This window comes from Anaerosalibacter sp. Marseille-P3206 (assembly GCF_900155565.1).
Taxonomy (GTDB): domain Bacteria; phylum Bacillota; class Clostridia; order Tissierellales; family Sporanaerobacteraceae; genus FUHM01.
Map to the genome: position 1 here is coordinate 1886022 of NZ_FUHM01000002.1, position 17546 is coordinate 1903567.

The window sequence follows — 17546 nt, forward strand, 5'->3', positions numbered from 1 at the left end:
GTTGGAAGTATATTTTTACTTAATACTAATGAATACTTTCATGCTCATTATCTTTTACTAATTTAGAAAGTAAAGATTTAGTCAAGCTATTTACATCTTCAATTTTTTCTTTAAGTTTAATGAAGTTTTTTTCAAGGGTATTATCCTTTGTACTGCTATAGTCTTCAGAAGTAAGTAACAAATCAATACTAGTTACACATTCTAAGTTGTTCCAGTTATTATCTTCTATTTTCTTTGCTTGCTCAATTATTTCATTTATGGCTCTTTTATTTTCCAAATTATCACCCTTTCAATGATGTTATTTCAATTTTTAGTATATGCAAAGAAAGGATATATTAATCTTCACATTTTAAATAAAAACCATTTACAACTGTCAATTTCATACTTTATTTCATATATTTTTTGAATGTTATTTATAATACTTTCACATTTGTATACGATCATTTTATTTCCTGCTAACTTTTCTTCTTCACTAGTTATTACTCTGTCTACTTTTATGACTACATTGGTTTTGTCTTCAGACTCAATTCTATATCTTAGTGGTACAGGATTACCTTCATTTGTAAACCATGCAATCATTTCTATAGGTTTCATAATCACTTTCATTAAACTCACCTTTCTTAAAGTAAACTAGACATCATAGGATATTCCTCTTCCATAACTACTCCACCAGTAATAGGTTTTATTCCAGAATAAAGAAAACAAGAACGAAAAACTGAATTATGTCCATATTTACATCTTATTTTATCAATTGTATCATCTAACTTTCTCTCTTTTTTTCTATTATTATCAAATATAGAAAGTTGAAAGAAGTCATTGGAAGAAAGTTCTGATAGATCAATAGAAAATCTTCTTATTGGTTCCCCTTTCCACATTTCTTCAAACAATTCTACAGCTGTTTCATATATGGTATTAGTAATATCAGTAGGATTTTCTAGTTTTTTTTGATGTGAATAAGAAAAAAAGTCATTACTTTTTAGTGAAACAGAAATCACATTCGTACACTTATCTAATTCTCTAAGTCTCATAGATACCATTTCAGAAAGAGATAGTAGTATCATACAGGCTTCCTTTTTTGTATCTACATCAAAAGATGTAGTAGTAGAATTACCTACACTTTTAATTGGGACAGATTGAACTTTCACTGGAGAGTCTTCTATACCATTAGCATAATTCCATATTAAAAGGCCATGTTTTTTAAGCCAAGAGTATAGATAATCTTTATCTTGTTTGGCTAAATCACCTATAGTATATATTCCCCTGCTATTAAGCTTAGTTCTAGTTCTAGAGCCTACCATGAATAATTCTCCTACAGGTAGAGGCCACATTTTCTTTGGTATTTCCTCATGAAAAAGAGTGTGTATCATATCTGGCTTTTTAAAATCAGAAGCCATTTTTGCCAATAGTTTATTAGGACCTATTCCAATATTTACAGTAAAGCCTAATTCGTTTTTTATCCTTTCTTTCATCTCAATAGCAGCTTTCATATAGTCCATATTTCCATAGGTATAGTCTAAGAAAACCTCATCAATAGAGTATCTTTGTATGGAAGGAGAATATTCTTTAAGTAAATTCACCATAGCATTGCTACATTTTATATATAATCCATATGTGGGAGATACTATAGTTAAATTAGGGCATTTGTTTCTAGCAGAATAGAGAGATTCTCCTGTTATGATTCCATATTTTTTAGCAGGTATGGATTTGGCTAGGATAATTCCATGTCTATTTTTTTCATCTCCTCCTACTACAGAAGGAATTTCTCGTAAATCTATTTTTTCTCCATGTTGTAGCCTATAAGCAGCTTCCCAAGACAAATAAGCAGAGTTTGCATCAATGTGAAAAATAATTCTATCTTTCATTATTATCACTCCTGTAGTATAGATTATAACAGAACATACGTTCAGTGTAAAGTTTTTTGTTATAGTTATTTGATAATTTTTAATTTTTATTAATATAAAACTTAATCATTGAACATATATAGATTTTCTTATATACTTAAATTAGAGAATTTCGTAAGTCTAACTTTATTTAAATACACAAGGAGGTTTTAATATGAATTTTGAGAATTTATCAAATTTTGACCCAGAGGTAATGGAAGCAATAAATCTTGAATTGAACAGACAAAGAGACAAAATCGAATTGATTGCGTCTGAAAACTTTGTTTCAAGACAAGTAATGGAAGCAATGGGAAGCTATATGACTAACAAATATGCAGAAGGATACCCAGGAAAGAGATATTATGGTGGTTGTGAATATGTAGATATTGTTGAAGATTTAGCTAGAGAAAGACTTAAAAAACTTTTTAATGCTGACCATGCTAATGTACAGCCTCATTCAGGAGCTAATGCAAATATCGGTGTTTATTTCTCTATATTAGAACCAGGTGACAAAGTTTTAGGTATGAACCTTTCACATGGTGGACACTTAACACATGGAAGTCCAGTTAATATTTCTGGAAAATATTTTAACTTCATTGATTACGGTGTTGACGAAAAGACACAAACAATAGATTATGATAAAGTTATGGAAATTGCTAAAAAAGAAAAACCAAAATTGATTGTAGCAGGTGCAAGTGCATATCCAAGAATTATTGATTTTAAAAAGTTTAGGGAAATTGCAGATGAAGTAGGAGCATATTTGATGGTAGATATGGCTCATATTGCAGGTTTGGTAGCAGCAGGTCTTCATCCAAGCCCAGTTCCATATGCAGATTTTGTAACTACTACAACTCACAAGACATTAAGAGGACCAAGAGGAGGAGCAATACTTTGTAAAGCTGAATATGCTAAGAAATTAGATAAGGCTATCTTCCCAGGACTACAAGGTGGACCATTAATGCATATTATAGCTGCAAAAGCAGTTTGCTTTAAAGAAGCATTAGACGATAATTTCAAAGTATATCAACAACAAGTAATAAACAATGCAAAAGCTCTAGCAGAAGCATTAAAAGAAAAAGGATTTGATTTAGTTTCAGGTGGAACTGATAACCATCTAATATTATTAGATTTAAGAAATAAAGGACTTACAGGAAAGAAAGCAGAAGCTCTATTAGACGAAATAGGAGTAACAACTAATAAGAATACTATTCCATTTGATCCAGAAAGTCCATTTGTAACAAGTGGTCTTAGAATAGGAACTCCTGCAGTTACAACAAGAGGATTTGTGGAAGAAGATATGAAAGTGATAGCTGAAATATTTGACTTAGCTCTAAATGAATCAGTAGATAGAGATGAAGTAAGAGCTAAAGTTAAAGGATTATGTGATAAATACCCACTTTATAAGTAATTAACTAGTGAGTCAAGGGACGGTCCTTTGACTCACTTCTTCTTAAAAATCATATGACATTGGAGGATAAAAACATGAAAATTGATACAGAAAATATTTTAAATAAAATGAAGAAATATCTTGATATTCCAAGTCCAGGAGGATTCACAAAAGAAGCTACATTAGAAGTTAAAAAGGACTTTGAAATGTATGGACTTAATACAAATTTGACAAATAAAGGAGCATTAATTGCAACATTAGAAGGGGAAAATGACGAAGAACATGTAATGATTACTGCTCATATTGATACTTTAGGATGTATGGTTAAGGATATTACAAGTGATGGTAAGCTTAAATACAATAAAATTGGTGGAGGTAGTTGGAGTTCTATTGAGGGGGAAAATTGCTATATAATAACTAGAAAAGGCAAAAAAATTCGTGGTTCAATTATCCCTACAATAGCATCAGCTCATATATATGGCCCAGATAAAAATGACGCTAGAGACGAGAGTGTTATGAGAGTTAGAATAGATGAAGATGTAAATTCCAAAGAAGATGTACTTAATTTAGGAATAAATATTGGAGACTTTATATGCTTAGATACAAGAACAGAAGTAACTGAAAGTGGATTTGTTAAATCACGTTACTTAGATGATAAATTAGCTGTAGCAATATTGGTTGAAATTGCACGATGTTTTAGTGAAAATAATATGAAACCTAAATATACTACTCATTTCTTCATTAGCAATTATGAAGAAATAGGCCATGGTGTAGCAGGAATACCAGAAAAGGTAAAGGAAATGATAGCTGTAGATATTGGAATTGTAGGAGAAGGACAGAATTCTGATGAACATAGTGTGAGTATAGTTGCTATGGATAGAAGAAGCCCTTATGATTTTGAATTTAGAAATAAACTTGTAGATATTGCTGAAGAAAATAATATTAAGTATAAAGTAGATCTATACAATTTCTATAGTTCAGATTCTACTCATGTTGCTGGTCAAGGAAAAGATGTAAACTTTGCATCTTTAGGACCTGCAGTAGATGCATCACATCACTATGAAAGAACTCACATGGACTCCATCATAAATACAGCACAAATACTTTTAAATTATTTGATGGTAGAATAACGGTACTTTGAGTAAGTTTGGGATAGGAATGAGTCAGGGGACGGTCCTTTGACTCACTTAGGAATAATATAGGACGGCCTTTGGTCGTCCTATATTACTACTATATAAATAAGATTATAGTGGAGGGGAAAAAATGAAATTTGATTTTGACTCAGTGATTGATAGAAAAGGCACGAATAGTAGGAAATGGGATAACTGTGAAGAAATCTTTGGAAGAGAAGATATTCTTCCTATGTGGGTTGCAGACATGGATTTTAAAGCTCCTGAAGAAGTTATTTCTGCTATGAGAGAAAGACTTGAACATGGAATATATGGCTATACATTTAGGTCAGAATCTTACAATGAAGCTATAATAAACTGGGTAAAAAAGAGACATGGTTGGGATATAAAAAGCGAGTGGATTACATTTAGTCCTGGAGTAGTACCTGCAATAAGTATAGGTATTCAAACCTTTACACAAGCAGGAGACAAGGTGATCATTCAACCGCCTATTTATCCTCCATTTTATTCAACAGTAAGAGAAAGTGGAAGGATTGTAATTGAAAATGAACTATCCTATGTAGATGGTCATTATAAAATGGATATAGCTAAATTAGAAGAACAGATAAAAGCAAAAGATATTAGCTTTACTAACAACACATATGGTTTAAACAATAAATTTGATGAAAAAGTGAAGATGTTTCTACTTTGCAATCCTCACAATCCAACAGGAAGAGTATGGACAAAAGAAGAACTATTAGATATAGGTAAGATATGTACTGAAAACAATATTTTGATAGTTTCTGATGAAATACATTCAGATATCATATACAGTGATTACAAACATATTCCAATAGCTTCATTGTCAGAGGAATTAGAACAATGTACTATAACTTGTATTGCACCAAGCAAGACATTTAGTTTAGCAGGACTATCTGCATCTGCAATTATTATTCCAAATGAAAAAATAAGAAATATGTTTAACAATACCCTAGAAACATGGCATATTGGTGGTGGAAATATATTTGGAAATGTAGGACTAGAAACAGCATATAGATATGGAGAAGAGTGGCTAGAAGAGCTGTTAGTATATCTAGAAGGAAATCGAAATTACCTTATAAAGTATTTTGAAGAAAGAATACCTAAGATAAAACCAGTTTTTTCTCAAGCAACTTATCTTGCATGGCTAGATTGTAGTGAACTGGGATTGGAAGGTAGGGACCTAATGGACTTCTTTGTTAATGAAGCAAAAGTAGGAGTTAATCCTGGAACAGCATTTGGGGAAAAATACGGACACTTCATAAGACTAAACATAGCCTGCCCTAGAAGTACACTCAAAGAAGGATTAAAGAGAATACAAAGTGCAGTAAACTGAGTTAAAGGCATGGCCTTTGACTCGGTTTTTTTTACTATTACAAACTTTTAATAAAAAATTGGAATTATTAGAAGGAATTTGACGTTTTATATAGAACTATACAAATAAAGAAGAAATAAGTGAGTCAGGGGACGGTCCCCTGACTCACTTAAAAAGTATTCAAGCATGAAGGGTGGCAAACTATGATATTTAACAAACATGGTAGCTTTTATTTAAGAAAATCTTGGCCGATGAAGGGACTAAAGGCTATTAGACAAGAACCAACAATATTTACTCCACAAAATGAAGCATTAGCAGTAGATACTCTTGGAATAGGAAGGGTGATGGTTACTTCATTAAGGTATTGGATGTCAGCAACAGGATTAGCTGAAGAGGGTAAAGACAGTAGTGGGAGAATAACTCTTGATCCAACAGGTTTAGGGGAAATAATTGAAAAATATGATCCTTTTTTTCAAAGTATTGGTACAGCATGGCTACTTCATAGGAATTTAGCAAAAAATGAAGATGACGCTACAACATGGTATTGGTTTTTTAATGAATTTGACAAGAAAACGTTTACCAAGGAAGAATTTCTAAAGGGGTTAAAATCATATATTTTACTACATGGTGAAACAATAGCTGATTCATCTTTAAATAGGGATTTTGATTGTCTAAAAAAAACCTACGAAAGGGAAGAATTTAGTGATATTTCAAATTATATAGAAGAGGGGATAATATCATACTTTTCCCAGCTTGATTTAATAAAACAAGAAGGAAAGAAAATGTATAAGAAACTAACTCCTGTAGATAAGAAACTACCAGAAGAGATACTTTTATATTCAATAATAGATGATATTGATGATAATCAAAATCAAGTAAGTATAAAAGAGTTACATGAAACAAAAAAATACATAGGAAAGGTGTATAATCTATCCTATTTAATTCTTATGGATAAATTAGAGGCTTTAGAAAGAAAAGGGTACATTAAAATTTATAGTCGTTTTGGGCACAATCATATAGAAATAAATGAAAAAGATAAAAATCTAATACTCGAAAATTATTATAGGAAGGTTATGTAATATGAAATATACAAATATGATTAATCCAATAGAAGGATTTAAGTATTCTGCTAACATTAGATATGATTTGATGCAAGACAATAGCATACTTCAATATATACCTACGCAGAATAGTTTAAAAATTTTTAGAGATATATTTAATGATATAACAAATGGAGGTATAGGAAACAAACAAGCGTCTAGACTAATATATGGTTCTTATGGGACAGGTAAATCTCATCTTATGACGATACTTGCTTCTATCTTAGGAAAGCTAAATTCAGAAAAAGCATACTCAATTTTTGAACAGAAAGTAGCTTGTATAGATCATAAGCTAGCTAAGGATATTCATAATTACTTAGATATTTCATTGCCTTTTATTATAGTTCCTATTGATGGTAGTTTTAACAAGTTTCATGAATGCATATATTATTCACTAACAAGAGCATTAGATGAGAAAAAAATTAATTATAAATTAAAAGATCCATATATTGAGGCAACACAAATAATTAAAAATTGGAAGAAAGAAGGAAATTCGGATTTTTATCAGTTATTGGAGGACTCTTTTTCTAAATATGAAATATATGCTAATGATTTAGTGACAGAATTAATGAATTTTAATCCAAAGGCTTTGGAAATATTTAAAAATATATTTTACGATATAACTTGTGGTGTTGAATATAGACCGAAGCCAGGAAACTTATATGAGAATTTAGATTATATTAATAGCGTTATATTAAAACAAGGATATAGGGGAATTATATTTATATTTGATGAATTTGGTAAGTATTTAGAAGATAATATTAAAGGTTTAAAGGTAAAAACCATTCAAGATTTTGCAGAGTATTGCGATCATAGCAATTTTGAAAACTATTTTTTACTTATTTCTCATAAACAACTTTTACAATATGTAGAAGCAGATGATAGAGATGAATGGGAAAAAATCGAAAGTCGCTTTCAACCTGTTTCTTTTGAACAAAGTGTCGAAGATACAATGTATCTTATAAGCAATGTATTAATAAAAAAAGAGCCTATCTGGAGTAAATTTGTTCAAGAAAACAGCGATTATTTCCAACAAATTCTAAATGAAACTTTAGATATAGGGTTTTATAAAAATTTAAGCAAAAATGATGTTAAAAATCTTTTGTATGGCAATTATCCACTTCATCCTATAGTTGGACAAACACTAAACATTTTATCTAAAAAAATAGCTCAAAATGAACGAACTATTTTTACATTTTTAGCTAGTGAAGAAGAAAATAGTTTAGGTGACTTTTTAATAAAATATGATGTGTCTGATTTTCATTTTGTAGGTGCAGATTTACTGTACGATTATTTTGAAGAGAACTTAACCAAAAACAAATCTTCTTTTGAGTATAGTGAATGGCTTGAAGTTAAAAATTCAATCAATAAATTAAACAAAAAGGATGATAATTATCATTTAAAAGTTAAAATTATTAAGTCGATTGGAATCATTAATATAGTAAATGATTTCGATATCTTAAAACCAGATGATAAAACTTTAAGTTATATAATAGATGATGATGAGCAAGCTATTGTTAAAGCTATAAATGAAATGTTACAAAACAAAATAATAATTTATCTTAGACAATATAAATACTATAGATTTTTTGACGTTAGTAGTGTAGATATCGAAGGATTAATATCTCAAACTATGGAAATATCAGATAATACAGCTCAAGCTGTAGAATTATTAAATAGAAGATTTACACAGTTTCCAGTATTGCCAGATAAGTACAATGAAAAATATAAGATGATTAGATATTATTATCCAATATACATATTAGATAGTGAAATAAACGAACTAGAAAAATTGTTGAATAAGAAATACTATGATGGTTTATTAGTTTATGTGATAACAAAAAAATCAAAAGAAGAAATACTTTCAGAGTTAAATGGAGAAAGAATAATATATGTTTTGAGAGATAATTCTTTTGAAATTATGGAAGAGTTAAAGAAATTAATAGCTATTGAGTATTTATTGACTCAAGAAAAGAAGCTAAAAAAAGAGGATCCCAAATCTATTGTAGAGCTTGTAGAGTACAAAAAAGAAGTAGAAACTTATATAAATAATTATACTATTGAATGGGCTAATCCAGCACAAGAAGATGTTTGTTATGTTGAAGATGAAAAAGTATTAGAAAAGATAAATTCTACAGGCAAATTATCTGAGTATATGTCAAGAGAAATGTTTAAGTATTTTGATAGAACATTGATTATAAATAATGAATTAATAAATAAAAACAAACTATCTAATCCTATGATAAAAGCTAGAAAAGAAATATGTAATGATTTATTACTACAAGAGGAAATGCTACCTTCTTTAGGATATAAAGAACTTTCTACAAATCATACTTTTATTCGTTCACTATTAGAGCTAAATGGAATACTAAAGGAATCAGAAATAGTCATACCCGAGTTGGATAATCAAAATCTCAGACTGAAAAATACTCACTACACTATGAAAGAAATAGATACATTTATAAGAAATGCAGAAAAAAATGAAATTAATTTAGGAGATATTTTTCATATATTAAAATCAAAACCTTATGGGTTAAGAGATGGTTATATAGTTGTACTTTTAGCAGCAAGCTTAAGACAATATAAACATAATGCTTTGATAAGGTTAAAGGGAATAGATCAAGAACTAAGTGGAGATTTATTTGATAGAATAGCAAAATATCCAAATCAATACACTTTAATTATCCAGAATTGGGACAAAGAAAAAGAGGGATATATCCTATTTTTAGAAAGAAAATACCATAATTATATTGATGAATATGCCAAGAAGAAAAACAGATTAAAAGCATTGCACGATGGAATATTAAGTCACTACAAAAGCATTAGTAAGTTTGGGAGAACAACTGTTAATCATGTAAAAGAATCTACCATAAAATACAGAAAAATAATAGAAATGGAAACCGAAAATTATAGGGATTTTTTCTTTAACAAGTTAAACGAATTAGGTAAAGATTATATTGAAACTGGATTTGTTATTTCAGATGTAAAAAAGGATTTAGAGTGTGCAGATATAAGATTAATAATAAGTACAGAAAAAGTAATACGTGAAGTATTTAAATTAGAAAAAAACAAAGGTATTGCTACTCAGTTTTTAGATTTATATAAAAAAAGGTGGAAAAAAAGAGTAGAGTTTAATCTAAATTATTTAACGGGCAAGTTTATAAGAATGTTAGAAACAATGGATATTAACATGGATGATATTGACATAGTTAAGCAAATGGGATTATTGATTACAGGTTTTCAATTTAATTATTGGAGTGATGAACAAAGCAAAGAATTTATTAATTCACTTAAAGAAATATACAATGATTTGGAAAAATCCAATGATAATTTTAAATTAGAAGATGGCGATATAAAAATAATATTAGAAGATGAAGATGGTACTACAAAAAGAGTTAAATTCAATAGAGAAGAGTTACCTGATAATGGACAAATCCTCAAAAATTTAATTTCAACTAATATTGAAAACTTTGGACAAGCATTGAGTCATGATATGAAAAGACAAGTGTTATATGAAGTTTTAATGAAGTACATTTAATTATTAGGAAGGATAGTTTCCATGTTAGAAAAATACCTATATAAAGAATGGAACAAAATTGAATATACTACTAGAGTATTATCAATAAAAAATATATGTAATAAATTATCTCTTATATATGGTAAACCATCAGAAACATTTGTTGATTTTGTCAAACAATATTTTGTAGAAAATAAGGATGCTATTTTTGTTAATGGTAATCAAATAATAGATAAAAAGACATTAATAAATAAAAATATTAATAGCCTTCAAGAACTATACAATATATTACTTAATGAGTATTTTGTAATGGATATTGATATAAAGTTTCTATCATTAGACATTATTAAACCTAAAAAGGCTGAAACAGATATAGTAAAATATTTACCATTTCCAGAAGAGTTATTTAACAATTTTTACAAGGCCACAAATATATTGAATGATATAAAGGATAATGATAATGAAAAAGCAAATGTTATATTTAATTATTTAAGTAAGCAAAAGATGCCGGCTAATATATATGATATTTATCTGAATTTAACAGGTGCACTTATTGATATAACTATTCGAGATTTATTTAATATATTGAATAATTGTAGAAACTTTGTTCATTATAAAGAATATTGGACAGTAAAAGGTATAAAAAGAACTTTTTCTGAACAAATACAGCTTAATCAATGGCTACATACTAGATTATTGAAAACGCCAAGTTATGAACTAGTCAATACATATATAGATAATGTTTTTGATGATAAAATGGAAATTTCAATAGACAAAGTGATAGACGATGTGGAAATACTAGGTATAGAAATAAGCAAAAAAAGAATAGAAGATTTACTTATTGAACGAAATTATACTGAAGTATTTCCAGGATGCTGGTTAATACACGAAGAATTAGATTCATTAGGTAGATTTAGTTTAAAAAAACAATGGGAATTAACATGCTCAAGTCTTTTGAAAAGTATTAAAAACAAAAGAAATATTGATATATTTTATAGAAGAATATTAAAGGGTGAAACACTAGGTTCCATAGGAGATAGCTTAGATATAACAAGGGAAAGAGTTAGGCAGATAGAGAAAAAAATAAGAAAGAAAATGACGCATAGGAGTTATTCTAAATATATTAGACCTTTTTATAACTGGTTTATAGACAAGCTTAAGTTAGAAAAAATTATAGACTTATCTACCATTGGTATTACAGAAGAAGAATATAGATTATTTGATTTAATAATCAATAATTATTTTGAAAATAAAAATGTATGTAGGATAATGGATGGCATAGTAATTTTTAAACCTGAATATGAAAGAATTATCACAGAATTAAATAAAATTACTATTGATAGTAAGATAATTTCTCTAGAAGAGATTCCATTTGCATCTGGTTTTAGTAAACACATAGATAATTATATTAGGGTTTTACAAGAATATATAGGTATGACTAAAATAGACGAAAATAAATATTTTTATACAGGCAAGAAACCAACAAACGAAGAAGAAATATACATAATCATTTATAAATCAGGTCGACCTTTACACTATAGTGAGGTAGAAGTTGCAGCAGAAAAATTCAAATTACCTTTGAGTACAGAACCAGGAAGAAATACCTTAGCAACTATGCAAAGGGATAATTTACTAAGAAGGGTGGCACCTGGAACTTATGGCTTGAAGGAATGGGGGATTCCTAAACATATATATATAACTGATTTGATATACAAGGTTTTAGAAGAAGCAGGTAGGCCATTGTATTATGAAGAATTATTTTCTGAAGTTAAAAGACGTAGGTTTGATAAGATCAAAGAACGATCAGTTCAATACTACTTAGCAACTCATGAAGAAGTTGCTTATATATATACAAAACAATATATTTTAACTGAGTGGGTTGATGAACCAGAAAGGCTAGCTAAGTATGGAGTGGATATCACAAAAATTCAGAATGATACTTTGTTATATAATAACAAGGTAATTTTAGATGTTATAAAATTAAATGAAATTTATATAACAAAATATAAACTTTCTGAAGCTTGTAAGAAATCTTCTAGTTTGCGTATAAGTAGACATGTTAACTTTAATTTTGATAGAAGGATTGTAGTTATTGATAGGAATGAAAAGTTACATTTTCAATCTTATAGTTCAGATACTATAACAGGTATTAATAGATGGACTTGTATACCTGATATTGATGAAGTGTTTTACATGGAATTTATAAATGAAAAGGTAGCTCGCTTTTTATCTGTTAGTGGTTTAAATGAGTATAAACCTATAGAAGAAAACTTATTACTAGAAGCAGAAGAATTTTGGACAAGAAGTATGGAAGAGTTATTAGAAAACGAAGAAAAAGACGAAGAAATAATAGATGAAATTCTATCAAAAGAAAGTTTGTTAGCATTTGGACTTGAAAAAGGTTATGTATATTATGAAACAATAGAAAAGCTAGTAGACTTAGGTTATAACCCTAGAGAATTGTTATATGAATTAAATGATAGAGGCATAATAGTAAATTATTAGGTGGGAGTAAAATGGATGAACTAATTAAAAAAAGAATACAAAACACTATTTCAAAATTAGGAACAAAAGTAATTAATACTAAGTATTTTCCAACATACATGAATCAGGATAATTTTAAAATATCTCAAAGAGAATTAGAAGATTATCTAAAAAATGAAGGTTATATATCTATTTCAGATAATTATATGTTTTATAAACCCGATTTTATTAAATACTGTACTGAAAACAACTTGAATACTATAAGTAAACTCAAAAAGCATATATTTGTAGATAGTGGTGTGCCATATATAACTTTATCAGACCTTCAATTGCAAGATATATTAAAAAAGGATTTAGAAGATAATTCAAAAGATAAGTATACTTATTCTAATAATGAATTAGTTAAAAGCAATATTATAGCAGAACATCTAGGAGAAAGTTTCTATATTAATAATAGAAAAGATTTAATAGAATACGGTCTTAAAAAAACATATATATCCTATGATTTAATTGAAGATTTTTGTGATGTTTTTCCAAAGGAAAATCGTTTTGAGATTACATATCTATTACAAGATAGAGATATTGAACTATCATCAAAGAAAATTGATTATCATATCAATTATTTAGATGAGTTTGAGAAAGTGGCTGAAGAGGAAGATGAGGGGATCTTAAGTGATAATTTATATGAAAATAAATTTTTAGAATACAAAAACAATAATTTAATTAATGAAAACATAAATATAAAAGAGAAAAATTTAATAATTAATTTAAGATTAAATGAAATAATTGCTACATTCATTAATTTAGGTTATTTTGGAGATAAGATTAGTTATTCAGTAGCAAAAGAATATTTTTTGCCTAAGCATTTAATGGAATTTGAAAAAATAAATTTAATTAAGAAGAATTCTAAAAAAAAGAAAAGGTCATCTTACATAGTAACTGAAGAATGTTTAAAAATATCTAATAAGTTAATTTCATTAACAGAAGTTAAACCACATAGGGATTTATTTATGGATACTGAATTAGGGAAGAATGAAAACATTGATTTTTTATTTAAGCAAATAAAAAATGATTTTGTAGAAGTATTAAACAAATTTGATAGTTTTAGATTTTTATTTAATTTAATTAAAGATATAAACTTGATTGAAAAGTATTCTATGATGGACATTTTAAAATATTGTATTGTAAATGGATATAATAAGGAATTTTTATGGATTTTTATTGGCAAAGGAGCTTCGGGAGGTAAAGGATCCATATACAATGGTAAAGATATTTGTTGTTTAAATATGAGGAATGATTTAGACAAAAATTCTAATACAAATTGTATAAGGTGTTATAAAAAATATGGTATAAATAAATCTAATTATAAAAAAGTCCTTTTAAATATAAGGGAGAATAGAGCTAATAAAATATATAAAGAAATAGAAAACAATGTAGAAGAATTAGAACTATTAATAGATGATCCTATTTCGCTAAAGTTTTTGGTGAGATTTGGAACAACTTACTACAATAAAAATATTCTAAGGGCAATGGGACTAATTAATTCCAAAGCATATATGAAAAGTAGTGGAGGGTATTGCCCATTGTTAGATGAATGGAGAATGGATGATAATGAGATATAAATGTAATATTTGTGGAGCTTTTTCTCATGAAGAAAGATGTAAAACATGTGGAGAAGATTCTGATATGGAAAAGGTTCAAGTTCCATATTGTAAATATTGTAAAATGCCTGTATGGGGTACAGATTCAGATGGAAGATGTGATATATGTGGTAATTATATAGAAGAATATTATGGAGATATTATACCAGTTTTTTTAGAAGAGAAAGTACTTCTTTCTGTTATATATGATAAAGAAATATATAAACAGCCTGTATGGAGTTTGGGTAGTAATAGATATTTAATAGATAATAAAAAGAAAAGATTAAATATTAACAAAATAAAAGACACTAAAGAAATATCGAAAAAATATTATGATTTAATTGAAACGTTAGATCTAGAAACTTTAATAAATAAGGAAAATGAGTTTATAGAAAGATTTATTAAAGCAAATAAAGAGAGATTTTTGGAATTAGAAATTGAAGGGCATGAATATGTAGTAGATGTTTTTAATGCAAATAAGAATAGAATAGCATTTGTTTCATTTAGCGGGGGAAAAGACAGTATAGTTGTATCGGATATTGTAAGACAAGCATTATCTAAAAACAACATTTTACACATATTTGGTAATACAACATTAGAAATGAAGAATACAATAGAATTTATTGATGAATTTAAAAAGGAAAATCCATCAATTCCATTTATTGAGGTTAAATCGGATAAAGATTTTATGAAATTATGTGAAGAAATAGGTCCACCAACGCGTATAAGAGGTTGGTGTTGTTCAATATTTAAATCAGGACCAATATCTCAAATATTAAATACCATAACTTATGAGGATAATGGAATAAAACATGATAAATTTTTAACTTTTTATGGGGTTAGAGCTGAAGAATCATCAGCTAGAAATAAATATGGCAGAACTTCTAATAGCCCTAAAATAACATCTCAAAAGGTAGTTTCACCTGTATATGGATGGCTAGACTATGATATATGGCTATATATTCTTACAAGAAGATTAAAATATAATTATGCATACAGATTAGGTTATAGAAGAGTAGGTTGTTGGTGTTGTCCAAATAATTCAAAGTGGTCAGAGTTTTTAAATAATATATATTATGAAAATTTACAATTACAATGGACTGAGTTTTTGTATAATTTTGCACAAAAAATCGGTAAAAAAGATTATAAAGAATATGTAGATGGTGGTTATTGGAAGGCTAGACATGGTGGTGCAGGATTAAATAATGACCATACTAAAATTGATAAAACACCATGTGTAGATAAAAAATATGAAAATTTTATTATACAAAAATCATATTCTGATTGTTTTGACGAATATCTTAAGCCATTTGGTAGTATTAAAAAAAGTGTTAAAAATGAAATGGTTGATATTTTAGTATATGATGGAAAAAGTAATAAAAAACTATTTGAAATTGAAACAAGATATGATTCAAAAATAATTAAATTTATGCCTTATGTAACAAAAAATGTAACCCTTCTTAAACAAAGATTTGAGTGTCAATTAAGAAAATATCAATTATGCATTAAATGTTCAGCTTGTGATAGTGTATGCTCAAGAGGTGCTATATCTACTTTCAATAATATCTATAAGATAGATAGTAATAAATGTATTCATTGTTTAAAGTGCATAGCAAAGTTTAATGGTGGTTGCTTAATGAATGAAGTACTAATAAAAAAGGAGGAATAAAATGAATAGCGGTCATTCAGGTCAGGGGTTTAAGTTTGATATACCATTGATACTTAAGTTATTAAGTGATATTAATTGTGGTTATAAAATCAAAGCTGAATTAGCAAGGGAAAATGGGCTTGGAGATCAAAAAATTGATAGTTATGTTGAATATTTAGGTAAAGTAGATTTAATAACAAGAAATGAACAAAATGAATATTTAGTAACTTATTTTGGTTCTAATATACTTAAATTAAAAAATAATTATAACTTTTTAGAGCCCCTATTATTATATAAATTGGCTAGAGGTGAAGAAAATGGTGGCCATTTATACTTTTCAGCTTTAATAAATTTTATACTTTATGATATAGCTTTTAAAATAAATAATAAAACTACTATTGCGGATATTGAAAAAGGATTTGAAATTCAGTTTCCAAATATTAATTATTCAAAAAAATTTGCATTATTAAAACAAGCCTTAAATCAAGGATTATGTGATAATACTACAGGTTTTGGCAAGATGGGAATGGTTGTAAACAAAGATGGATTATATGAAATCTCAGGATATATTCCACACAAATTAGTAACAGCATATATTTTTTACGATAATTGGCCAAAGTCAAGAGCAGCATTGAAACTTGCTGAATTGCCAACTAAAGATTATTTCCCTGCAAAAATATTTTTCATGGGACAAGACTTATTATACGAACAAATACATTATTTAGTAGATGATAGGATTCTTTATTTAGAACAAGAAGCAGGATTAAATCAAATCAGTCTTTCACCGGAATTAGATGCAGACAAAATACTTGATAGGATTGTAGAAATATGCATATCCAATTGATGCCATCCCAAAAGGAATATTTAAATAGAATATTAGAATTAGAAAACAAAAATTATCGTAGGGAAAATATACTTTTATTTGGTGCTTCTCAAACAGGTAAAACTGAGCTGGCGAGATATCTATCAAAGGAAAATCCAAGATATATATACAAGAATTTTACTAAAGAATATTTAGAAGGCTTTGTTTCAACCAAAAGATTAAGAACCATCGAATTCCCAGATTTACAACTATTCTTAAGAAAAATATTTATAGAAAATGAAAAAAACAATGAAATAGTTATTTTAGATGAAATAGATAGTGTTATTTCTGTAATTACTGAAAATGATAAACATAAGTTAATTTCTTTATATAAACAATTTTTGACTATGGATCAGCCTATTAAATATATATTTTTAACATCTATTTTTGATCAGAATATGATAGAAAAACTAATAGCTCAATTTAGTGAGAGGGTACTTGCAATGCCTTTTTGTAGAGAAGACAAAGAGTTTATTGTAAAAACTTATTTTAATAATATTAATTTATTTGAATTAGATAAGGTTACAAGTTTAAGGCAGATGTTTAATTAAAATGGCTAAAGGGG

At 27.8% G+C, this 17546-nt stretch carries 13 protein-coding genes; 10 read left to right on the plus strand and 3 right to left on the minus strand.

Going from position 1 to position 17546, the window contains the following annotated elements; genetic code table 11:
* Positions 1-25 precede the first annotated feature (25 nt).
* The 3 genes from BQ9840_RS10515 to BQ9840_RS10525 form a co-directional block, all read right to left on the minus strand.
* Positions 26-277 (minus strand): hypothetical protein, encoded by a 252-nt coding sequence (locus BQ9840_RS10515; protein ID WP_077369742.1) that lies wholly within the window; start codon positions 275-277, stop codon positions 26-28.
* Positions 278-342: 65 nt separating this feature from the next.
* A complete protein-coding gene (locus tag BQ9840_RS10520; protein ID WP_077369743.1) occupies positions 343-606 on the minus strand; it encodes a hypothetical protein in 264 nt (87 codons plus the stop codon).
* Positions 607-620: 14 nt separating this feature from the next.
* Positions 621-1862, minus strand: a complete 1242-nt coding sequence (locus BQ9840_RS10525) for a Y-family DNA polymerase (RefSeq protein ID WP_077369744.1) — start codon at positions 1860-1862, stop codon at positions 621-623.
* Between the two features lie 193 nt (positions 1863-2055).
* On the opposite strand from BQ9840_RS10525, the gene glyA reads away from it, so the two are divergent.
* From glyA to BQ9840_RS10575, 10 genes are all read left to right on the plus strand, one after another.
* Positions 2056-3288 (plus strand): serine hydroxymethyltransferase, encoded by a 1233-nt coding sequence (glyA, locus tag BQ9840_RS10530; RefSeq protein WP_077369745.1) that lies wholly within the window; start codon positions 2056-2058, stop codon positions 3286-3288.
* 74 nt (positions 3289-3362) lie between these two features.
* Positions 3363-4397, plus strand: coding sequence for a M42 family metallopeptidase (locus BQ9840_RS10535; protein WP_077369746.1), 1035 nt, complete (start codon positions 3363-3365; stop codon positions 4395-4397).
* Between the two features lie 133 nt (positions 4398-4530).
* The gene (locus BQ9840_RS10540; protein ID WP_077369747.1) at positions 4531-5751 is read left to right on the plus strand and encodes a MalY/PatB family protein; all 1221 of its coding nucleotides are present in this window, start codon (positions 4531-4533) and stop codon (positions 5749-5751) included.
* Between the two features lie 182 nt (positions 5752-5933).
* The gene (locus tag BQ9840_RS10545; RefSeq protein ID WP_077369748.1) at positions 5934-6809 is read left to right on the plus strand and encodes a DUF4007 family protein; all 876 of its coding nucleotides are present in this window, start codon (positions 5934-5936) and stop codon (positions 6807-6809) included.
* Between the two features lies 1 nt (position 6810).
* Positions 6811-10368: a hypothetical protein gene (locus BQ9840_RS10550; protein ID WP_077369749.1), complete on the plus strand. Its 3558-nt coding sequence runs from the start codon at positions 6811-6813 to the stop codon at positions 10366-10368.
* A gap of 21 nt (positions 10369-10389) precedes the next feature.
* Positions 10390-12852, plus strand: coding sequence for a sigma factor-like helix-turn-helix DNA-binding protein (locus tag BQ9840_RS10555; RefSeq protein ID WP_077369750.1), 2463 nt, complete (start codon positions 10390-10392; stop codon positions 12850-12852).
* Positions 12853-12863: 11 nt separating this feature from the next.
* Complete coding sequence (locus tag BQ9840_RS10560; RefSeq protein ID WP_077369751.1) at positions 12864-14453, plus strand: hypothetical protein; 1590 nt, start codon at positions 12864-12866, stop codon at positions 14451-14453.
* The gene (locus BQ9840_RS10565) at positions 14422-16140 is read left to right on the plus strand and encodes a phosphoadenosine phosphosulfate reductase domain-containing protein (RefSeq protein ID WP_077369752.1); all 1719 of its coding nucleotides are present in this window, start codon (positions 14422-14424) and stop codon (positions 16138-16140) included. The genes BQ9840_RS10560 and BQ9840_RS10565 overlap by 32 nt, the downstream gene beginning before the upstream one ends.
* Before the next feature lies 1 nt (position 16141).
* A complete protein-coding gene (locus BQ9840_RS10570) occupies positions 16142-16963 on the plus strand; it encodes a hypothetical protein (protein WP_077369753.1) in 822 nt (273 codons plus the stop codon).
* Positions 16948-17532 (plus strand): ATP-binding protein, encoded by a 585-nt coding sequence (locus tag BQ9840_RS10575; RefSeq protein WP_077369754.1) that lies wholly within the window; start codon positions 16948-16950, stop codon positions 17530-17532. The genes BQ9840_RS10570 and BQ9840_RS10575 overlap by 16 nt, the downstream gene beginning before the upstream one ends.
* Positions 17533-17546 lie beyond the last annotated feature (14 nt).